The sequence below is a fragment of the Kitasatospora sp. NPDC042419 genome (assembly GCF_056437345.1).
Genome location: NZ_JBWKAW010000009.1, coordinates 265,943 through 287,346, shown reverse-complemented (window position 1 = coordinate 287,346; position 21,404 = coordinate 265,943). Strand labels below are relative to the sequence as shown.

Sequence of the window (21,404 nt, the reverse complement as noted above, 5' to 3'; positions counted from 1 at the left end):
TGTGGCTGGGTGGTGCGCGGTGCGGTGCCCGGCCCGCCCGAGTCGGTACGGACGGTCCGGGCGCGGTGCTACTTGGCGACGACCGCGGCGGCGAGCTTGGACAGCGGCTCGCCCAGGGCGTTGACCGCGTCGGAGAAGGTCTTGCGCTCGGCCTCGGTGACCTTCTCGTAGGAGGTGTAGGAGCCGTCGGCCTGCTTGTACTTGGCGAGCAGCGCCTCCAGGGCGGCGAACTCGGAGTCCAGCGTCTTCGCCAGCTCCGCGTCCTTCTCCGCGGCGACCGGCTTCAGCAGCTCGTACGCCTTCTTCGCGCCCTCGACGTTCGCGGCGAAGTCCGCCAGGTCGGTGTGGCTGTAGCGGTCCTCCTCGCCGGTCACCTTGCCGGTGGCGACCTCGTCCAGCAGCTCCTTCGCCCCGTTCGCCATGCTCGTCGCGGTGATCTCCGCCTCGGGGATCTTCTTCTGCCAGTCCTTCAGGTCCGCCACCAGCTGGTCGGCGAGCTTGGTCTCCTCGGCGCCGACCTTGCCGTCCACCCAGAGCGACTTCTCCAGCCGGTGCCAGCCGGTCCACTCCTGGCCCTGCTCCAGGCCGTCCTCACGGGTGTCGGTCTTCGGGTCGACGTCACCGAAGCTCTCCGCGACCGGCTCGGTGCGCTCCCAGCCGGTCCGCGACGGCGCGAACAGCGACTTCGCCTTCTCCACGTCCCCGCCCTTGACCGCGGCCGCGAACGCCTCGACCGCGGGGATCGTCGCGTCCGCCTGCTCCTGCGCGTACTTCCGGTAGGCGTCCACCGCCGCCGTCAGCCGCGGATCGGCCGCCGCGGCCGAGCCGCCCTCGCCGGTCACCGTGATCTTCTGGCGGATCCCGTCGCCGACCATCCCCGGCTTGCACGCGATCTCGTACGAACCGGCCTTGATCTCGGCGGTGATGCTCGCCTTCGTCCCCGGACCGATGTTCTCCCGCTCCGTGACGATCTTGTCGCCCGCGGCGTAGACGTAGACCTCGGTGGTCTTCGACCCCTTGTTGGCGATGTCCAGCACGACGTGACCGGCCGGGAACGTGGTCTTCGAGACCTCGCACGCGGAGTCGGAGGCGTTGACCTTGACCGCGTCGGAGGAGGCCTTGTCGTCCTTCTTCTGCGAGCAGCCCGCCAGCGCGGCGGTCGCCACGGCGACGGTGAGCAGCATGGCTGCGGTGGAACGACGGGCGGACATGCGGGCTCCAGCGGTCAGGGCAGGACGTATGAGGGCAGGGCTGAACACGGGTGGGGGAACGGTATTTCCGGGCCCCCGCCCGCTTAGCTTAGGCATACCTTATGGATATCGGATTTCGCCGTCCACCGGCACGACGGTAAAGCTTGGGCAAGGTCGTCGACGCAGGTGGGGACGGTCGCGGAGCAGGATACCGACAGGTGGACCGATCGATTCCGGCCAGGGGGGCTCGTGACCGGCTCCCATTCCGGCGCGCCGAAGCGGGCCGGGGGCGCGGCAGGACGGCCCGTGCCGTGGGCGGCGCCCGTCCCCGCCGGCGCCCTCGGCGACCGGCGACCGCGCCCGGCGGCGCCCCGACCGACCGGCGCCCGTCCCCGGTGCCGCCCCGACCGACCGGTGCCCGTCCCCGGTGCCGCCCTCAGCGTTCCGGGGTTCGGCGGGCGGCGGCCCGGGCCGTCCAGCGGCCCTCGTGCCGGCTGATCCGGATCGGGTGGCCGAAGGTCGCGCTGACCAGTTCGGTGGTCATCACCTCGGCGACCGGGCCGGCCGCGACCGTCTCCCCGTCCCGCAGCAGCAGCGCGTGCGTCGTCGACTCCGGCAGCTCCTCCAGGTGGTGCGTGACGAGCACGCTGGCGAGGTCCGGGTGCTGATGGCGCAGCAGGTCCAGGCTGTCCAGCAGCAGCTCACGGGCGGTCAGGTCCAACCCGGTCGCCGGCTCGTCGAGCAGCAGCAGGCGCGGACTGGGCATCAGGGCGCGGGCGATCAGCGCCCGGCCGCGCTCGCCCTGGGAGAGCGTGGTCCACGGGGACTCCGCCGCCGCCGTCATGCCGAGCGTGTCGATCAGCCGCTCGGCGCGCTCCAGCTCCTCCGGGCCGGGCTTGCGGTGGAGGTCCGGCTCGATGGTGTTGGTCAGGCCGGTGAGCACCACCTCCCGCACGGTCAGCGGCGAGCGCAGCGGGTGGCGCGGGTTGACGTGACCGAGGTGGGCGCGCAGCTCGCGGACGTCGACCCGGCCGAGCCTGCGGCCGAGCACGTCCACCTCGCCCCGGGTGGGGTGGGAGACCGCACCGAGCAGGGCGAGCAGGGTCGACTTGCCGGCGCCGTTGGGGCCGAGCAGCGCCCAGTGCTGGCCGGGCCGGATCTCCAGATCGATCCCGCGCAGCAGGTGGCGGCCCTCCCGGACGACGGCGACGTCCCGGGTCCGCAGCAGCGGGCCGGCGTAGGAAGGGTCGGGCGTGCTCATGGGGGCGGGCCTCCGGGGGTTGGCGCCGGGCAGGGGCGTGGGCGCGGCTCCGTGCCGGGCGGGCGCGGAGCCGACCGTCCGCGTGCAGAGTACAACCGTCCACCCGGCGGCGGCCGGGGCGTCCGAGCCGTGGACAGCGGCCGGCTCCCGCACGCCCCTGTTCCGGGGCGGCAGTTGACGGGAGGATCGGGGAACCGCGCGGGACCGCTGTGCCGTCCCGCGGAGCAGGATCCGCACGGTGGAGGGGGCGTGGTCATGGCAGGGACGGACCAACCGGTGGAGATCGGTTCGGGGCGGGCCGGGACGCTGCACGGACGGTTCGAGGAGCACGCGCGGCGGACGCCCGACGCGGTGGCCCTCCGGTGCGCCGGGCAGGAGCTGAGCTACGCGGAACTCGACGCCCGGGCCGACCGGCTGGCGCGCCACCTGACCGGCCGGGGCCTCACCCCCGGCCGCCGGGCCGCGGTGGCGTTCGGCCGCGGCACCGAGGTGTACGTCGCACTGCTCGCCGTGCTGAAGACCGGCGCCGCGTACGTGCCGCTCGAACCGAGCGCGCCCGACCCGCTGCTGCGGCACGTGCTGGCCGAGACCGACCCGGTGCTCGTCGTCACCGAGGAGAGCCACCGCCTGCGGCTCTCCGACGCGGGCGCGCACAGCGTGGTCTGCGTGGACTCGGCGGCCGCCGGGATCGCCGGACTGCCCGCCCTGCCGCGCACGGCGGGCGTCGGACCGGAGGATCCGGCGGTGGTGTTCACCACCTCGGGCACCACCGGCCCGCCGCGCTGCGTACTGGTCGAGCACCGCAACCTGCTGGCCCTGCACCACGGGTGGCGCGAGGTGTACGGGCTCTCCCCCGCCGACCGGATCCTGACGACGGCGAGCCTGGAGTTCGACGTCTTCACCGCCGACTGGATCCGCGCGCTCTGCTCCGGCGCCACGCTCGTCGTCGCCCCGCGCAACCACACCCTGGACCGCAGCGCCGAGATCACCGACCTGCCCACGCTCGTCGCCGACGAGCGGATCACCGTGCTGGAGCTGAACGTCCGCACCGCGCGCCGCCTCGCGGCCCACCTCGCCGTGGCCGACGAAGTGCCCGGCGGCGTGACCGGCCGCCCGAAGGACGGCGCGGACGGTGCGGACGGCGTGGCCGGTTCGGACGGTGCGGACGGTGCGGACGGCGCCGGCTGGGCCGGGGCCCGCGCCGCGACCCGGTCGCGGCTGCCCGGCGTGCGGGTGCTCACCGTCGGCGCCGAGAAGTTCTGGCTGGACGAACACCTCGCCCTGCAGCGCCTGCTGGGCCCGGAGACCCGGGTGATCAACGTGTACGGGCTGGCCGAGGCCGCCGTCGACAGCACCTGGTACGAGCTGCCGGACGCGAACGACGTGCCGGGCAGCGAACGGCTCTCACGGGTCGGCGTGCCCTTCCCCGGCGTCAGGGTCTACGTCCTCGGCCCGGACGGCTTCCCCGCCCCGCCCGGGACGATCGGCGAGATCGCGCTCGCCGGCCCGGGCCTCGGCCGCGGCTACCTCAACCGGGCGGCCGAGAGCGCGCAACGGTTCGCCCGGGTCGTCTACGACCCGGACGGCAGGGTCCTGCACACCGGTGACTACGGCTGTCTCGGGCCCGACGGGGTCCTGGAGTTCGTCGCCCGCGCCTCGACCGCCCTCGGGGCGCCGGACCTCGCCAGGCCCACCGCGCCGGCCGCCTCCATGGCGGCCCGGGCGGCCCTGGCCGCCGTCGTCGTGAGCGGTGTGGTGGCGGCGAACCGCGTCGAGGCCCTGCTGCGCGCGCACCCCGGAGTGCGGGAGGTGGCGGTCACCATGGTCCAGGTGTCCCCCACCCGGCGCGAGCGGGTGGCCTACGCGGTGACCGAGCCCGGCGCGCCCGACACCGACGGATGGTCGCTCTCCGCCTACCTGAACGCCCGGCTCGCCGCCGAGTTGTCCGAGAGCGACGCTCCGGCGGCCGTGGTGCCGCTGTCCGAGCTGCCGCGCACGCGGGCCGGGAAGCTCGACCACGGCGCACTGCCGCTGCCCGCCCCCGCCGACCACACCGCGCCCCGCCGCACCGTCGCGCGGAAGGGCTCGGGCGGCAAGGCCGGCACCCGGTTCCCGGCCACCGCCGAGCAGGGCGGCGCGACCGGCTGCGGCTGGCTCGCCGCGGCGCTGCCGTTCGCGGTGCTGGCCTGGGTGCTGACCGACCTGCTCTGGCCGGGCTCCACGGACGTCTCCGCGGTCCCGGGGCCGTACGCCACCTACTTCCGGGTGCTGTACCTCTTCGAGTGGGGATCGTTCGGCCTCGGCGTGGCCTGGCTCTTCGCGGGTCCGGTGGTGATCTCCCGGCTGGAGCGGCCGGCACGGCTGTCGGTGCCCGCGTACCTGGCGGTGTTCTGGCTGCTGGCCTCCTGGTGGCCGCAGGACAACATGTACCGGACCAGCTCGCCGGGCGACTGGTCCCGGCAGTCGCTGCTGGTCTACCTGTTCAACGTCGCGCTGATGGTCTCGGCCGGTGTGGTGGTCCGGTTCCTGGCCTGGCAGCGTCCGAGCCCGACGAAGCCGAGGTGACGGTCCGCCCGCCGGCCGGCGGGCGGGTGAGCAGCCGGCCGGCGGGCGGGTACGGGGCCCGGGCGGTTACGGGGGCCCGGGTGAGTACGGGGGCGCGGGTGAGTACGGGGGCGCGGGTGAGTACGGGGCAGGGCCGGCGGGGGTGGCTCAGCGCAGGGCCTCGAACATCCGGCCCAGCGCGTGGTTGCCCGCGCCGAGCAGCGCCTCCGCCGCGTCCAGCGCCTCGGCGCTGTGCGCGGCGAGCGCCAGGCCGACGGTCGGCTCCGGCTCGTAGCCGGTCGTCACGATCAGCGGCAGGACGACCGCCCCGAGCCGGGCGCACTGCGGGCGCAGCCGGTCCAGGTGCCCGTACAGCGCCTCCTGGGAGAGCCGGGCGCCCAGCGGCATCGCGTCCAGGGTGCGGACCAGGTGGCCCGGGCCGCGCACCTCGTCCAGCCGCTGCCGCAGGACGAAGGCGACGGCCGGTCCGGTGAGCCGCAGGTTCACCTCGGTCGGGGCCGGCCGCCGCTCGCGGTCGGTGACGAAGTCCACGTCGAACCAGCCCCGGTGGCCGGCCGCGGCCAGCCGTTCCCCCACCGCCAGCCCGAACCGCTCGACGGTGGCCGCCGCCCCCGGCGGCACCACCCCCGGACCGACCGTCACCCCCTGGTAGCGGGTGCCGTCCACGGCCATCTCACCGACGCCCACCGGGTGGACCCGGCCGTCCGCGCCGATCACCGCGTCGAAGGTGAGGTCGCGCAGCCGGCCCGAGCCCGCCGGGCCGCCGTCCACGTACTCCTCCAGCAGCAGGCCGCCGCCGGGCGGCAGCACCTCGCCCCGGACGAGCCTCCGGAGCAGCGCCCGCGCCCCGCCGGCCGCGAACACCTCCTGCGGGGTCGCCACCACGGTCCCGTACCCGCCGACCCCGTGCGGGCTCTTCACCACGGTGGTCAGCCCGCGAGCCGCCCGGAACGCCAACCGGCGCGCGGCCCGGCGGGTGGTGTCCGCGCGCTCCTGACGGGGCACCCGCACGCCCGGGTGGTCGGGGGCGAGCGCGGTGAACAGTTCGTGCGCGGCCGCCTTGGACTCGTAGCGGCGCACCGCCGCCAGGTCCGGCCCCTCGCCCTGTGCGGCGGTCCGGCCCCAGACCAGCACCGGCTCGCCGCCGTCCGCGATCCGCCGCGCCAGCGCGGGCCGCCGTTCCAGGGCGCGGGCCATCGTCTCCCCCGGCGCGACGCCGCTGTGCAGTTCGACCGGGCCCCAGGCCAACTCGCGGGCCAGCCAGGCGATCCAGTCCGGCTCGACCTCCGCCGGGAGCACCAGCGCGGCCGGCTCGGGGCTGTAGCAGGTCGCCATGCCCGCGTAGTGGTGCGCCTGCCGCAGCCGTCGCTCCCGCTGGTCCGCGTCGATCCGGGCGTCGAGGAACTGCTCGTTGAAGTCGGCCACGTTGCCGACGTGCACGGCCCGCCGCCCGCCGGTCCAGGCCCCCACCCATCCGTCCATTCCGCGAGGGTACGGCTCCGGCGGTCGCGGTGGCGACGGCTCGGGGGAAGACGGCTCGGAGGGGAGGGGACGAGGGGGACGAGGCGGGGGGACAGGCGGGGGGACAGGCGGGGGGACGAGGCGGGGGGGGGACGACGGGGTCCCGGGCCCGGGCGGGTGACGGCCGGCCGTCAGAGGGCGATGAGTCCGGCGTCGGTGGGCCGGAAGCCGCAGGCGTCGAAGTAGTAGGGGCGGAGGTGCGGTTCGAAGTCGACGTGGAGCCAGTCGCTGCCGGCCGCGCGGGCGCCGTCGGCGGCCGCGGCGACCAGCCGGGTACCGATCCCGAGGTGGCGGGCGCCGGGGTCGACGGCGGTGTCGAGGAGGAAGGCGTGGACGCCGCCGTCCCAGACGACGTTGACGAAGCCGAGCAACGGGCCGCCGGGGGCGGGGCGGGCGCAGACCCACCCGACGCTGTGGCGCTCCAGGCGGGCGCGCCAGGGGGTGGGGCCCGCGGGGCCGGCCGGGTCGGCGGGGTTCCCCGGGCCGGCCGGGTCGGCGAAGGCCGCGGTGTGCAGGGCGTCGAGCTCGTGGTCGGTGAACACGCCGCGCCAGGCGTACTCCACAGTTCGGTGATCCTGGGTGGTTGTCATGGCGGGATCGTAGAGGAGGAGTTCACAATCGATCAGTTTTGATCAGTACAGGACACGAATTGGTCAAGAAATGACAGATTCTCTGGCCCAATCTGACGGGTCACCGTCAATCTCGTGGCAGCTCCTTCCCTGCAGCTACCCCGACTGGAGTCAGAGTGAGCCCCACCTCCTCTTCCCGCCGCCCCCTCGCGGCCGGAGCCATAGCGGCCACCGCCGCCCTCCTCGCCGCCACCTTCACCGCCGGCAGCGCATCCGCCGCCCCCACCGGCCGTGACGCGGCGATCGCCCAGGCCCGGTCCAACGTCGCCCGCAACGCCGCGGTCTTCGGCTACGGCGACGGCCAGGACCTCCTGGTCAAGGACGTCGTGCTGGACGCCGACGGCGCCCAGCACGTGCGCTTCGACCGCACCTACCTCGGCCTGCCCGTCGTCGGCGGCGACCTGGTGGTGCACCAGGACGCCCGCGGCCGGCTCAAGGACTCCTCCCGCGCCGCCGCCCACGACGCCGCGGTGAGCTCGATCGTCCCCAAGGTCCCCGCCCAGCTCACCGCCGGCCGCGCGCTCGAAGCCGCCCCCGGCGTCGCCGACGCCACCAGCTCCCCCGAACTGGTCGTCTGGGCCGCCGACGGCACCCCGCGCCTCGCCTGGCGCACCACCGTCCAGGGCACCGGCGACCACGGCCAGCCCGCCGGCCGCGTCGTCGTCACCGACGCCCGCAGCGGCGAGCAGATCGAGGCGTACGACGCCGAGCACCAGGCCGCCGGCACCGGCCACTCCGAGTACACCGGCGACGTCACCATCGACACCACCCCGCAGTCCGGCGGCTACGCGCTGATCGACCCGGTGCGCCGCCACACCACCAGGGACGCGCTAAACGCCAGTGCCGGATCGCTCACCCCCACCTCCGGCACCCTCTTCACCGACGCCGACAACGTCTGGGGCGACGGGAAGAAGTTCTCCACCGACCGTGCCACCGCCGCCGTCGACGCCCACGCCAACACCGCCTGGACGTACGACTACTACAAGAACGTCTTCAACCGCAGCGGGATCAAGAACGACGGCAAGGGCGCCACGGTCTTCGTCCACGTCGGCACCAAGTGGGACAACGCCCAGTGGTCCGACACCTGCTTCTGCATGATGACCGGCGACGGCGACGGCAGCGTCGACCCCGAGCAGGTCGACCTCGACACCATGGGTCACGAGATGACCCACGGCGTCACCAGCGCCACCGCCAACCTCCGCTACAGCGGCGAGTCCGGCGGCCTCAACGAGGCGACCTCGGACATCTTCGGCACCATGGTCGAGTGGTACGCCGACAACCCCGTCGACAAGCCGGACTACCTGTTCAGCGACCAGTCCACCCCGCCGTGGCTGCGCCGGATGGACAAGCCGTCGCTGGACGGCCGCTCCGCCGACTGCTGGACGAGGAAGGTCGGCCAGCTCGACGTCCACAACTCCTCGGGCGTCGGCAACCACTGGTTCTTCCTCGCCAGCGAGGGCAGCGGTGCCCGCACCGTCAACGGCGTCTCCTACAACAGCCCGACCTGCAACGGCTCCACCGTCACCGGCATCGGGAACCAGAAGGTCGCGAAGATCTGGTACCGCGCGCTCACCGTCTACATGACGTCCACCACCGACTACAAGGGCGCCCGCACCGCCACGCTGAACGCCGCCAAGGACCTCTACGGCGCCACCAGCCCCGAGTACAAGGCGGTCGCGGCCGCCTGGAGTGCCGTCGCCGTCGGCTGATCCCCCACCACCGCGGCGCGTGCGTGCGGCCCGTCGCCCCTCCCTGGGGCGGCGGGCCGCACGCGTCCCGGGGAGGGGCGGCGGGCCGCGCGCGTCCCCGCCCTCAGCCCAGCACGCGGACCGGCGACCCGGCCAGGAACGCCGCGATGTCCTCCACCGCGTCGCCGTAGTACCGGCGGTAGTTGTCCTGCGAGACGTACCCCAGGTGCGGGGTCGCCAGCAGGCGGGGCGCCGTCCGCACCGGGTGGCCGGCGGGCAGCGGCTCCTGGTCGAAGACGTCCACCGCCGCACCCGCGAACCGCCCCTCGGCGAGCGCGGCCAGCAGCGCCCCCTGGTCGACGATGGCCGCCCGGGAGGTGTTCACCAGGTACGCGGTCGGCTTCAGCAGCGCCAACTCCCGCGCACCGAGCAGCCCCCGGGTGCGGTCGCCGAGCGCCAGGTGGACGGAGACGAAGTCGCTCCCGCGCAGCAGTTCCTCCTTCGACCCCGCCCGCCGCACGCCGACTTCGGCCGCCCGCTCCCCGGTCAGGTTCCGGCTCCACGCGACCACGTCCATGTCGAACGCGAGCCCCACCCGGGCCACCCGCGCACCGATCCTCCCCAGCCCGAGCAGCCCCAGCCGGCGGCCCGCCAGATCGGCCCCCACCGTGCTCTGCCACGGCCCGCCGCTCCGCAGCGCCGTGCTCTCCTCCACCAGCCCGCGCGCCAGCCCGAGCAGCAGCGCCCAGGTCAGCTCGACCGGCGGCGTCGAGGAGCTGGCCGTCCCGCAGACGGTGACGCCGTGCGCCCGGGCGGCCGCGAGGTCGATCACCGAGTTCCGCATCCCCGAGGCCACCAGCAGCCGAAGCCGCGGCAGCCGCGCGAACAGCTCCGCCGGGAACGCCACCCGCTCCCGCAGGGTCACGACGATGTCGAAGCCGGCCACGGCGTCCACGAGTTCGTCGTCCGAACCGAAGTGCTCCCGGAAGGCGACCACCTCCACCCGGTCCGTGACCGGCGACCAGTCGGCGAGACTGGTGGCCACCCCTTGGAAGTCGTCGAGTACGGCGCAGCGAAGTGTCATGATCCGCACTCTCCCAGACCGCCCCGGCCGTCCGCGCACGCCCCTCCTCGACGAGGGCCGGGGCGGTGGTGCGCGTCCGACGAGTCCCGCCCTACCCCGCCCTACCGCCTCGGGCCTCCGGCGGCGTAGGCCGCGGTGCCGGTGACGGCCAGGACGAGGGCCGTCCAGGTGCCGGTCGCCGTCCCGGGCGGCAGCAGCATCCAGGTCAGCACCCGGGTGATCGCGTCGGTCGCGGGCGGGACGACGAAGGCGACCGACAGCCAGGCGAAGGGCGGGATCCACGCGTACCGCCGCCCGCACCAGGCCGCCCCGACGGCGACGAGCCCCATCAGCCCCGCGCTGTTGCGCAGGACGAAGGCGAGGGAGGCCGGCTGACCGTCCACCGCCCGCACCGCCAGCAGTACCGCGGCGACGAACACACCGCCGAGCACCACGTGCGCCGCCCTGCGGGGCAGCCAGCGGATCGCGGCCGTCCGGTCCAGCGCGAGGTCCTGCCCGCCGAGACCGGCCGACACCGCCATCACCCCCGCGGCCAGGACGAGCGTGGACAGCCGCGGATCCCCCACGCCCCCGCCGCCGATCCGGGACAGCGCCCCCACCGCCACCGCGCCGATCAGCACCGCGGCGAGCGAGGCCGGCACCTGGCGCGAGCGCGCGTACAGCGTCAGCCACCTCACCGGGACGCACCCCCGGTCAGCTCGGTGAGCAGGCCGCCCGAGCAGGAGACGGCCGCGGCGTGCACGGCGCCGATCCGCTGCCGCTGCTCCGGCTGCGGCAGCGCGAGGAACTGCTCCCACAGCGGGCGGGCCTCGTCCGCCCAGTCCTTCGCGCTGTGCATGGTCCCTTCGAGCTGCCGGAGGTCCCCGAGGACCCAGGCGGCCCCGATGCTCTGCGCGACGGCCTCCTCCAGCGAGCCGCTCTCGACACTGCTGCGGGCGTGGCACAACGGGACCACGCCCTGGGCGACCAGAGCCCGGGTCAGCCGCTCGCCCCCGGCGTCACCGATCGCCGCGTCGCCGAAGTCGACCAGCAGGGAGTCGGGTGACCGTTCCGCCGGATCGAGGAGCCCCCGCAGGACGGTGGTCTCGCGGATGCCCGTGGGCGCCTGGTCGCCCAGGGCGCCGCGCAGCAGGCGCAGCACCTCCCTGCCGCGCCCCGCCAGGTCGTCGAGCCGCGCCCGCTCCGCGGTCGTCACGCACACCGGCCCGTCGCACACCTGCGCCGCCGCGGCCCGGTCCACGACGTACGTGGCGCGGGGGTCGGCCGGGAGCAGGAGCAGGGCGGCCGCCCCGCCCGCCAGGAGCGGGGTGAGGGCGAGCAGCCGGCCCCGCCGGGTGGCGGCGGCCAGCAGGGCCAGACCCGTCGCGGCCGTGCCGAGCAGCCAGAGCGCCTGCCCGACGTGCACGGAGGCGGAGAGCGTGAGCAGCGGCTGGCGCACCTCCGACACCACGGGCGACAGCAGCGAGAGGCGGTTCGGCGCGGCGGAGGTCGGCACCTCGGCGTCCGTGGTCCGCCGCAGGAGGCTGACGCACAGGAAGGCGCCCACGGCCAGGGCGGGCGGGGTGAGGACGGACGGCAACGCCCGCGCGACCCCCATGCCCAGGACCGCGCCCGCGGCCAGTGCGAGCGCCCCCACCAGCGAGATCGGCAGCCAGCTCAGGTGGGTGTACGAGGCGTCGCCGGCGAGCACCCCCACCGCGCCCACGAGGACGAGCAGCGCGAAGGCCGAGACCAGCGTGAGAGCCGTCGCACCCGCCAGGGCCGCCGCGCGGTGCCGGGCCGGCCGCGGCGTGCTGGTCAGCAGTTCGGACATCTTCGAACGGGGGTCGCGCAGCCCCTGGAGCGCGCCGAGTCCCACGGCGAGCGGCCAGAGGAAGACCAGCAGGAACCTGGTCCACAGGGCCATGGAGGTCCACTGCGCCGTCCACAGCGCGGGGCCCTTCCACCAGGGCCCGGGCACGAGGTGCAGGAACGCGAGCGCGGCCGCGAGGACGACGGCGCCGGCCCACGGGGCGACGGACCGCCGCAGCTCGATGCGCAGGATGCGGAGGTTCACCAGGCGCCCCTCGTCCGCACGGGGTCGACCAGCAGTGCCGAGTAGCCGCGCTCCAGCGGACTGTCCCCCACGTGCTCCGGGCCGCCCGCCGCCGCCAGCTCGTCCGGGGTGCCCTGAAAGACCAGCCGCCCCTCGGCGAACAGCACCACGTCGGTGCAGGCGGCGGCGACGTCCTCCACCAGATGGGTCGACACGACCACGCAGGTGTCCGTCCCCAGCTCCTGGAGCAGGCCGCGGAAGCGCAGCCGCTGCGCCGGGTCCAGGCCGACCGTCGGCTCGTCCAGCAGCAGGACCGCCGGGTCGTTGACGATGGCCTGGGCGATGCCCGCCCGCCGCACCATTCCGCCCGACAGGGTCCTCATCCGGTCGTCGGCGCGGTCGGCCAGACCGACCCGCTCCACGGCGCGCTGCACCGCCGCGGGGATGTCCGCCGTGGGCACCTCCTTCAGCCAGGCCATGTACTCGACGAACTCGCGCACGGTGAAGCGCTTGTAGTAGCCGAACTCCTGCGGCAGGTAGCCGATCCGGCGGCGCAGCGCGCGGTGCTCGCCCAGCCCGCCCACGGACTCCCCGAGCAGTTCCAGCTCACCTCCGGCGGGGCGCAGCACGGTGGCCAGGGCACGGATGAGGGTGGTCTTGCCCGCGCCGTTGGGGCCGAGGAGGCCGTGGACGCCGGTACCCAGCGACAGGTCGAGCCCGTCGACGGCCATCTTCTTCCTGCCGACCCTGACCTTCAGTCCGGTCGCCCGGATCTCCCAGGCGTAGGCCGTGGGGGCGATGTCGGCCCTGCTCGATGCGGGCATCGTGCGCTTCCTCTTCTCTCGGGGGGCGATTGCGTCGGGGGGTGCGGCTGCCGTGGGGCGCGCGGCTTTCGTGGGGGTGCGGCCCTCGTGAGGAGGTGCGGCCCTCGGGGGGCGCGCAGCCTCCGGGGGCGCGGCCTCCGGGGGGCGCAGCGTCCGGGGGAGCAGCGTCCGTGGGCGGTTCAGCGGTGGGCTCCCAGCACGGTGTAGGCGCCCCTGCGGGCGATCACCACCGCCACACCGAGCACGAGGAGCAGCCCCCACACCGGCAGGCCACCCCTCCCCAGGGCGACGGCGGTGCGGCTGGTGGCCAGGGTCGGTGCCGCCACCACCGCGACCCACGCACCCACCAGGACGACCGCGGCGCGGGTCACGCCGATGACTCCGCCGAGCGCCAGGGTCGTCGAGGTGAACGCCAGGCAGGGCAGCAGCCACTGCGCGGCCGTCACCCCCGTCACCCATCCCCCCGCCATCAGCGTGGGGATCACCACGGCGAGCACGGAGGCGGTGCGCCGCAGCACCAGCTGCAGCCCGGCCCGCGGTGTGGAGGCCGTCAGCTCGTACGCCGGGTCGAGGCCACGCGACCACGACGCCGCCACGCCGCACACGGGCAGCACGGGGGCGAGCAGCAGCATCACGGACACCCGGCCGGACCCGGGCCCCACCAGGTCGAGCAGCAGTGCGAGCAGCGTCACCGCCAGGACCATGGCCAGCCACGGCGTCATGGCGGGCGTCGTCCACGCGGACAGCCGCGACGGCCGCAGCGACGACCGCAGCGACGACCGCCACGCCGGCCGGCGTCGGCGCGTCACGGCCGGGGCGGCCGCGGCCAGCTGGTGTTCGAGATCGGACCAGACGGCCTCGGTCAGCGCCGCCACGACGGGCGCCCCGGCCGTGACGGCGGCCGACAGCCGGTCGCGGCAGAGCCGGCACCCCTCCAGGTGGGCCTCCAGGGCCCACACCTCGTCCGCGACGAGGTCCGTGTCGCCGCGCGCGTAGCCGTCGATGAGTCGTGCCGACGCGTGTTCCACGTTCATGCCAGTGCCTCCCGCATCGCGATCCGGGCCCGGCGGGCGCGGGTCTTGACCGTTCCTTCGGGCAGTCCCAGCAGCACGGCGGTCTCCCGGACGGACAGTCCGTCGAGCACCATCGCCTGCAGGACGTCTCTGAGTTCCGGCGCGAGGCGCCGTAGCGCGTCGCCGACGTCTCCGCCGACGGTCGCGACCAGTGCCTCCTCCTCGGCGGCGGGCGCCACGGGGTGCGGAGCGGCGGCGGCCGGCGGCTCCGCGTGGTGGGCCCTGCGCCGGAACGCGTCGACGAGGCGGCGGGCCGCGATCGTCCAGAGCCAGCCGACGGCCGTTCCTCCGGTCCGGCTTCCGGCGAAGGAGTCCGCCGCCCGCCACACCGCCAGGTACGTCTCCTGCATGACCTCGGCGACGATCTGCTGGTCGGCGCAGCGGCGGCTCAGGCGCACCGCCAGCCACGGCGACGTGCGCCGGTACAGCTCCTCGAAGGCGGCCCGGTCGCCCCGGGCCACCCTTCGTAGGAGGTGTTCCTCGTCCAGTTCCTGCGGCGATGCCGCCCCAACCCGTTTCACACCTGCTAGACGCCCGGCCGGAGCTGCCGGTTTTCTCCGGGGCGTGATCCGGGTCACGTTCCGGGCGGGCGCCGTGGCCGGGTCCACGGCGCCGTGCGCGGGAACGGCCGGACGGCGGGCCCGTCGGCGGGGCGGCGGGCCGGAGTGGGACAGGGGTGGGCGGGGCGGTGGCGGTGGCGGTGAGCGGGTGGCGGTGAGCGGGTGGCGGTGAGCGGGTGGCGGTGAGCGGGTGGCGGTGAGCGGGTGGCGGCGGCTTGCGCCTCACGTTGCGTGAGGCCCTACGGTCCCGGAGCATGAAGATCGTTGTTCACGACACGGCGTCCGCCATGACCGACCTCCTGCGGCGACCGGTGGAGGAACGGCCCGAATCCCTGCGGGAGATGCTCGGTCCGCTGCAGAACGTGATGTCCGCCGTCATGGGCGAGGTGGACCTCGTCGCGTTGCACCGGTCGGGAAGCGGCTTCCGGCTCGACCGCGAGGACCCCCGGTACCTGCCCGCCGTGCGGCGGATGCAGGACGCCGGGGTGCGGGAGCGGGTCGCGGACTCCCTCACCGCCGCATGGGGGCGGCTCGGCGCCGCGGTGCCCGGCATCCGGCACGCCGGGACCGTCCACGTCGTGGTGGTGCTCGGCGACCCCGACGACACCGACCTCACCGTCCGCAGCGCCGGCTACCTCGGCACGGGCGGCATCCCCGGCGCGATCCACCTGCTGGTGTGGCCCACCGACACGAGCCTGCGGCAGATCGGCCACGCCGCCGCGCACGAGCTCCACCACAACGTGCGCTACGCGAACGTGGTCTGGAACCCGGCGACCGTCACGGTCGGCGAACAGGTCGTCGCCGAGGGGCTCGCCGAGGCGTTCGTGCGGGAACTGGGCGGCGAGCAGGCGATGGGCCCGTGGTCGCAGGCCGTCACCGGCCCCGAACTGGACCGCGCGTACGAGAAGATCACCGCCCGGATCGACGTGACCGGGATGCCGAACCTGCCCGCGTACGTCTTCGGCGACGCCATAGCCCGGCGGATGGGGCAGCCGCCCGTCGGTCTGCCGGACTTCGCCGGGTACGCGGTCGGGCTGCGGATCGTGGACGCGCATCTGGCGGTCACCGGGCTGACCGCCGCCGAGAGCATCGCCCTGCCGGCGCACGAGATCCTCGCCAACGCCGGGGTGGCGACGGATCCGTAGCCGGTGCCCGGGTGGGGGCGGCATCCGGCCCCCGGCCCCGGCCACCGGTCGACCGGGGGTGTCCCGGGCGGGTCGGGGCGCCGTCCGCGCGCGGGCCGTGAAGCAGCGGACCCCGTGAAGCAGCGACCCCGTGCCGGGCGAGCGGCACGGGGTCCGGTGGTCGGTGCGGGGTCCGGTGGTCGGTGCGGTGAATGTGGTGCGTGTGGTCGGTGACGTGGGTTCGGTCGGTGCGGGCCGGGCCGCTTCGGTCCGTCGGGCGCAGGGACGGCGGGCGCTGGGCGGCCCCGGGCCGGGGTCAGCCCTGGGCGTCCCGGGCCCTCGCCGCACCTTCGATGGCGAGCGCGTCGGCGGCGATCAGCCCGGCGCGGGCGGCCGGGACGGTGCGCCCGGACTGGTTCTCGGCCCACTGGGCGAGCGGCCTGTACTGACCCTGGCCGAGCATGACGGTCAGGGTGGCGACGGCGTTGCGCTCGGCGCCCGAGGTGAGCACCAGCGCGGCCAGGCCGGTCGGCGTGGCCGCGACGGTGAACTCGCTGGTGGCCTCGGCCCGTCCCCCGGGGCCGGTCGCCTCGGCACGCAGGGTGTGCCTGCCGAGTGCGAGCGCCGTGGTGTCGAGCGCGGTGCCCGGCGCGAGCTCGGCGCCGTCGAGGGTGAGCCGGACGGTGTCGGCGCCGCGTGCCTGCACCGCGGTGACCGGCTGCTGGGCGCGGTCCAGCGTGGCGCCGGCCGCGGGCGAGGTGATCGCCACGGTGGGCGCGGCGGGCGGCGCGACGCTGCCGCCCTGCTGCCAGGCGGAGTTCCAACCGGCCAGCTCGGCCGGGCGGTTGGTGATGATGCCGTCGACGCCGGCGGCCTCCAGGGCCTTCCACCGGGCGGCCGAGTCGACCGTCCAGACGTTGACCGCGACGCCGGCCGCGTGCAGGTCCTTCACCACGCCGGGGCGCCCGGCGACGGCGCCGTCCGCCGGGTTGTAGGCGGCGAGGCCGAGCTCCCTGGAGATCGCCACCGGGTCGGCGTCGAGGGCGCTGCGCAGCAGACCGAGCGGCAGCTCCGGCGCCAGCTCACGGGTGTGGCGCAGGGCGTCCACCTCGAAGCTCTGGACGAAGACGCGGCCCGCCATCCCGTGGTCGCGCACCTCCTTGACGATCCGGGCGACCTCGTCGCGGCTGTGCCGGCCCTTGATCTCCAGCAGCAGGCTGCCGCCGCGGGTGCGCAGGTCGTCGAGCTGCGCGGCCAGGGTCGGCACCCGGGTGCCCGCGTACGCCGGGCCGAACCAGGAGCCGGCGTCCAGCGCGTCCAGCTCGGCGGACGTGAGGTCGCGGATCCTCCCCTTGCCGTTGGTGGTGCGGTCCACGGTGTCGTCGTGGAGGATGTACGGCACGCCGTCCTTGCTGGGCTGGACGTCGTTCTCGATCCACTCGGCGCCGCCGCGGCGGGCGACCTCGTCCGAGACCAGGGTGTTCTCCGGCGCTGCGGAGGAGGCGCCCCGGTGGGCGAAGACGGTGAGCGGGGAACCGGCCGGCCGGAGCCAACCGCCCGGCGCGAGCGCGGTCACCTTGAGGTCGTCGAAGGACACCTTCGAGCCGTTGACCACGAGCGCCTGACCGCCCTCGGCGCTGCGGGCGACCTTGGTGGTGCGCATGACCTCCTTGCCGTCGAAGATCCAGCGGGCGGTGGTGCCGTGCACCTCGACGGCGATCCGCACGTCGCGGCCGGTGCCGGCGGCGGCCGGGGCGGAGGCGGTGTCGGTGACGATCCAGCTGTTGGCGGTGGTCCGCTGGGCGAACTCCAGACCGTTGGCGGCGGTGGTGCCGGAGCGCATGGTGGCGATCGACCACGGGGTGGCGCCGCTCGCCGGGACGTCCAGGCCGAGCGCCGTCCAGCGGGCGTTGTCCGCGACGGTCTCGAAGCGGGCGGTCACCTCGATGCGGAAGTCGTCGAGGTGGCGGCCGAAGGTGATCCGGCTCTGCTGGCCGGAGTTGGCGGAGACGCCGACCAGCCGGCCGTTCTCCACCTTCCAGGCGCCCTCGACAGCGGCCCAGCCGGCGGGGAGGGCGGGACCGGAGAAGCTCTCCTCCACGACGGCCTGACCGGGCGCGGGAGCGGCGGAGGCAGCGGCGGGCGCGGGGGCCGTCGTGGGCGCGGGGGCCGTGGCGGGGGTGCCGTCCGAGGCACCGTCCGCAGCGGGGGCGGACGCGGTGGGGGCGGACGCGGTGGCGACCGCGGCGGGGGCCTGCTCGGCCGAGGAGGCGTTCGGGGCGTTCAGTGCGACGGTGCCCAGACCCAGCGCGGACGCGACGACGGCGGCGAGCAGGCCGGTGTGCCGGCCCGCGCTCGACCGGAGTTCGCGCCGGTGGTGGGCCTGGGTGCCGGGCCGGCTCCCGGAGCGAGCGGACTGCGACTCGGCCGACGGGCCGACGGGGCTGGCATGGTGACTCTGTGTCATGCCCGGCACGCTAGGGGACGGCCGCCGAACCGGAAACCGCTTCCCCGGGAACCGTTCGTGACCATTGCGTGCGCTTCCGAGTCGTTGCGGTCCACCCGTACCGGGCGGCCGGTTCGCTTCCGTACGGCCGTTGGCGCGGCCGGGCCGTCGGACGTCGGCAAGGGGCACCGAGTGACCCTTCGACAAAATATGCAGACCGGTCTACTGTTTTCCGCATGGGAGTCAAAGGCGAGGAGACCCGCGCCCGGCTGATCGCCGGCACGCGCGGCCTGATCGAAGCACAGGGTTACTTCGGCACCGGCCTCAACCAGGTCGTGGCGGAGAGCGGCGCACCGCGCGGGTCGCTCTACTTCCACTTCCCCGAGGGCAAGGACCAATTGGTGGCCGCCGCACTGATCCAGGCCGGCCAGGAGATCGAGGAGCTGCTCACGTCGCTCGCCCGTGAGGGCTCCGACGCGGCGACCGTCGTCGCCGGACTGGCCCGGGCCTTCGCCGACCGCCTCGCCGAGTCCGGCTACACCAAGGGCTGCCCGATCGCCACCGTCGGCCTGGAGGTCGCCGGCAGCAACGAGGCCCTCCGCCAGGTCTGCGTCGAGGTGTACGCGGGCTGGCAGCGCGTCCTCGCCGAGCGCCTGACCTCCGAGGGCTTCGACCCCGCGGAGGCGGACGTCGCCGCCGGCCAGGCGCTCGCCCTCCTGGAGGGCGCGGTGCTGCTGGCCCGGGTCCGCCACTCCCCCGAGCCGCTGACCGACGCGACGCAGGCCGTCCGCCACCTGCTCGGCGCGAAGAGGGCGAACGCCACCGCACAGGCGTAGACCCGCGACCGGGGAGCAGGGCAACCGGGCGGCAGGGCCGCACGGCAGTCGGGCAGTCGGGCAGTCGGGCGACAACGGAGCGGCAGGGCAGGCGGGCAGCCGGGCGACAACGGAGCGGCCGGGCACGACAGCCTCGCCGTCACCGATGGCGCCGGCGCCGCCGCCGCGACACCCGCCGCACGGGCACCCGCCGGAGACTCCCCCGTCACCGACGACCGGCACCCACACCGGCCTGGCCGTGCAGGACCGGCCACGCGGGGGCCGGGCCGAGGAGAACTGCCTTCTCCTCGGCCCGGCCTCCCGCGACGCCGGTCCCGGACGGCGATCCCCCGACGCCCCGTCAGCTCGCCGCGCTCGGAGCACCACCTCGGGCCGACCCGGGCAGCAAGCCACTGCCCGACCCCCGGGCACCCGCCCCCGTCTCACCACCGTCGGGCCCAGCCTTCCAAATCGCAGCCCCTGATGTCTTGCCAAAAAATATACAGACCGGTCTACTGAATAAGAGCCTCCGGGTGCCACCCCGGCCCCACCTCCGCCCCATCCGTACATCCGCGCAGCCGCGCAGCCATGCCCACCTCGCACCCCGCAGCCATGCCCAGAAAATATGCAGACCGGTCTACAGAATTAGGTAGACCGGTCCACCGAGTAGGAGTCCACCTTGGCCACCACCCCGAACCCCCTTCCGGTCCCTCCCAGGCCCCAGCAGCCGGGCGCAGCCCCGGCCGACCGTCCGCCGCGCACTCTCGTGCTGGGCGCCACCGGCTTCCTCGGCCGCTGGCTGCTCCTCGAACTCCTCGGCCGGGGCGAGCCGGTGGCCGCCGCGGTCCGCACCGGCGCCGGCTCGCCGCGTGACCGCGAGCTCCGCGACTGGCTCCACGCGCACGGCGCCGACACCAGCGCCCTCACCACCGTCGCCGCCGACCTCACCCGTCCCGGCCTCGGGCTGACCCCCGAGGACGACGCCCGACTCTCCGCGGTCCGCGACGTCCACAACCTCGCCGCCCTCTACCGCTTCGGTCTCGACCGTGCCGAAGCGCACGCCGCCAACGTGGACGGCGCGCTCACCGCACTCCGCTGGGCAGCCGACCGGCCGCGACTGCGGCGACTGGTCCACCTCTCCGGCTACCGGGTCGGCCGCGACGGCACCCCCCGCCACCCGCTGCCGCCCGCCGAGGCCGACGCGCTCTACGCCCGGCTCGGCGCGTACGAGGCCTCCAAGCAGCTCGGCGACGCCGCCGTCCGCGTCACGGCCGCCGAGCTCGGCGTACCGCTCACCACGGTGAACCCGAGCAGCGTGATCGGGCACTCCGCAACCGGCGAGGCCGGGCAGTACCTGGGCCTGGCGGAGCTGGTCCGCCAGCTCTGGTCCGGCCGCCTCCCGCTCCTGCCGGGGACGGCACGCACCTTCCTGCCGGTGGTCGCGGTCGACCACCTGGCCCGGTTCCTGGCCGCCGTACCGGAGTTCGACGACGGACCGGCCCATGCCCACACCGTCCTGGACCCCGCCACCCCGCCGCTGCCCGGCCTGATCGCCCTGATCGCCGAGCACCTCGGCGTACCGGCGCCGCGCGGGCTCGTCCCGGTCGGCCTGGTCCGACGACTGCCGACCGCCCTCACCGGCGCCGACCCGGAGACCCTCACCTTCCTCGTCGAGGACACCTACGACACCTCCTCGGCCGACCGGCTCGCCGAGGCCGCCGGGCTCCACCACCCGCCCGTCGCCGACCTGTTGCGCCGCTGGGCCACCCGCCTGGTCGCGGACGGCTTCGGCTCCGCACCCACCGCCGCACCAGCCGCCTCACCCACCGTCGCACCGGGCGCCGCACCCACCGCACCCACCGTCGCACCGGGCGCCGGGCTCGCCGGCCACCACCACAGCGGGACGACGGGCGAGTTCGCCGACCTCGCGGGCAGCCGCACCTACCTCAGCGGGGACCGCCTGACTCCGCACCACGTCCTGCTCCCCGGCCCGGGCGCGGACACCGACGCCTGGGCGAAGCTCGCCGCCCGCCTGGACACCCCCGCACTCACCGCGGACCTCCCCGGACTCGGACGCTCCTCGTCCACCACCGCCCCCGACGCGGACTGGCTCAGGGCCCTGCTCGACCCGGTTCGCTCGCGCCCCGTCCTGGTGACCCATGCGGCCACCGCCGCACCGGCGTTGCGCTATGCGGCCGCCCATCCCGACCGTGTCGCCGGCCTGGTCGTCGTGAGCACCGAGGCCGACGGCGCCGCCGACGCTGCCGGCTCCTCCGGACGCAGCCGCACCACTCCCGCCCCCGCGTTCCACCGGCCCGGTGCCGCCCGCCGGGCTGCGCGCCGTCTCCGGGAGGCCCGGCGCCCCTCTCACCGGCGGGAGTTGAGCCTCCTGGTCGACGCCTGCCCCGTCCCCGTCCAGGTCACCGCACCCGAATTCCTGCCGGACCTCCTCGGGGCTGCGCCGGCCCGGTCATGACGGCCTCCACCCCGCCGGTACGACACCAGCAGGGGTCAGGGCGAACCGACTCCGGTTCCGGACAGTCTTTCTGACGATCCGTCACCGGCGGCCCGCCCGCGCCGACGGCGCGA

Annotated in this window: 16 protein-coding genes; 5 read left to right on the top strand and 11 right to left on the bottom strand. The window is 75.4% G+C overall.

The genetic code is table 11. The annotated features are described in order from the left end of the window. Positions 1-68 precede the first annotated feature (68 nt). Positions 69-1,211 (bottom strand): iron uptake system protein EfeO, encoded by a 1,143-nt coding sequence (gene efeO, locus AC067J_RS20110; RefSeq protein WP_478300968.1) that lies wholly within the window; start codon positions 1,209-1,211, stop codon positions 69-71. Between the two features lie 415 nt (positions 1,212-1,626). Continuing rightward, a complete protein-coding gene (locus AC067J_RS20105) occupies positions 1,627-2,451 on the bottom strand; it encodes an ABC transporter ATP-binding protein (protein WP_478300966.1) in 825 nt (274 codons plus the stop codon). Positions 2,452-2,706: 255 nt separating this feature from the next. Between AC067J_RS20105 and AC067J_RS20100 the strand changes: the two genes are divergently transcribed. Continuing rightward, complete coding sequence (locus AC067J_RS20100) at positions 2,707-5,016, top strand: AMP-binding protein (protein ID WP_478300964.1); 2,310 nt, start codon at positions 2,707-2,709, stop codon at positions 5,014-5,016. A gap of 147 nt (positions 5,017-5,163) precedes the next feature. Here AC067J_RS20100 and AC067J_RS20095 read toward each other — a convergent pair whose 3' ends face one another. Both AC067J_RS20095 and AC067J_RS20090 read right to left on the bottom strand, forming a co-directional pair. Next, positions 5,164-6,498 carry an ATP-grasp domain-containing protein gene (locus tag AC067J_RS20095; RefSeq protein WP_478300963.1) on the bottom strand — a complete coding sequence of 445 codons (1,335 nt, stop codon included), beginning with the start codon at positions 6,496-6,498 and terminating at the stop codon, positions 5,164-5,166. 170 nt (positions 6,499-6,668) lie between these two features. Continuing rightward, a complete protein-coding gene (locus tag AC067J_RS20090) occupies positions 6,669-7,127 on the bottom strand; it encodes a GNAT family N-acetyltransferase (protein WP_478300961.1) in 459 nt (152 codons plus the stop codon). Positions 7,128-7,282: 155 nt separating this feature from the next. On the opposite strand from AC067J_RS20090, the gene AC067J_RS20085 reads away from it, so the two are divergent. Continuing rightward, a complete protein-coding gene (locus tag AC067J_RS20085) occupies positions 7,283-8,875 on the top strand; it encodes a M4 family metallopeptidase (protein WP_478300960.1) in 1,593 nt (530 codons plus the stop codon). A gap of 103 nt (positions 8,876-8,978) precedes the next feature. On the opposite strand, the gene AC067J_RS20080 is transcribed toward AC067J_RS20085, so the two are convergent. The 6 genes from AC067J_RS20080 to AC067J_RS20055 form a co-directional block, all read right to left on the bottom strand. Then, positions 8,979-9,938, bottom strand: a complete 960-nt coding sequence (locus AC067J_RS20080) for a D-2-hydroxyacid dehydrogenase family protein (RefSeq protein ID WP_478300958.1) — start codon at positions 9,936-9,938, stop codon at positions 8,979-8,981. Positions 9,939-10,039: 101 nt separating this feature from the next. Then, entirely contained in the window at positions 10,040-10,615 is a 576-nt protein-coding gene (locus AC067J_RS20075; protein WP_478300957.1) for a hypothetical protein, read from the bottom strand. Next, positions 10,612-11,994 carry a hypothetical protein gene (locus AC067J_RS20070; protein ID WP_478300955.1) on the bottom strand — a complete coding sequence of 461 codons (1,383 nt, stop codon included), beginning with the start codon at positions 11,992-11,994 and terminating at the stop codon, positions 10,612-10,614. The genes AC067J_RS20075 and AC067J_RS20070 overlap by 4 nt, the downstream gene beginning before the upstream one ends. Continuing rightward, positions 11,991-12,797, bottom strand: coding sequence for an ABC transporter ATP-binding protein (locus AC067J_RS20065; RefSeq protein WP_478300953.1), 807 nt, complete (start codon positions 12,795-12,797; stop codon positions 11,991-11,993). The genes AC067J_RS20070 and AC067J_RS20065 overlap by 4 nt, the downstream gene beginning before the upstream one ends. 179 nt (positions 12,798-12,976) lie before the next feature. Further along, a complete protein-coding gene (locus AC067J_RS20060) occupies positions 12,977-13,831 on the bottom strand; it encodes a zf-HC2 domain-containing protein (protein ID WP_478300951.1) in 855 nt (284 codons plus the stop codon). After that, entirely contained in the window at positions 13,828-14,331 is a 504-nt protein-coding gene (locus AC067J_RS20055; protein WP_478300950.1) for an RNA polymerase sigma factor, read from the bottom strand. Before AC067J_RS20055 ends, AC067J_RS20060 begins: the two co-directional genes overlap by 4 nt. Before the next feature lie 353 nt (positions 14,332-14,684). Here AC067J_RS20055 and AC067J_RS20050 point away from each other — a divergent pair, with 353 nt between their 5' ends. Then, complete coding sequence (locus AC067J_RS20050) at positions 14,685-15,575, top strand: DUF2268 domain-containing putative Zn-dependent protease (protein ID WP_478300948.1); 891 nt, start codon at positions 14,685-14,687, stop codon at positions 15,573-15,575. A gap of 295 nt (positions 15,576-15,870) precedes the next feature. Here the strand turns inward: AC067J_RS20050 and AC067J_RS20045 are convergent, their stop codons facing one another. Beyond that, on the bottom strand, positions 15,871-18,021 hold the full coding sequence (locus AC067J_RS20045) for a glycerophosphodiester phosphodiesterase family protein (protein ID WP_478300946.1): 2,151 nt from the start codon (positions 18,019-18,021) through the stop codon (positions 15,871-15,873). Between the two features lie 215 nt (positions 18,022-18,236). Here AC067J_RS20045 and AC067J_RS20040 point away from each other — a divergent pair, with 215 nt between their 5' ends. Continuing rightward, entirely contained in the window at positions 18,237-18,836 is a 600-nt protein-coding gene (locus AC067J_RS20040) for a TetR/AcrR family transcriptional regulator (protein ID WP_478300944.1), read from the top strand. A 658-nt stretch (positions 18,837-19,494) separates the two neighbouring features. Next, on the top strand, positions 19,495-21,291 hold the full coding sequence (locus tag AC067J_RS20035) for an alpha/beta fold hydrolase (RefSeq protein ID WP_478300943.1): 1,797 nt from the start codon (positions 19,495-19,497) through the stop codon (positions 21,289-21,291). Positions 21,292-21,404 lie beyond the last annotated feature (113 nt).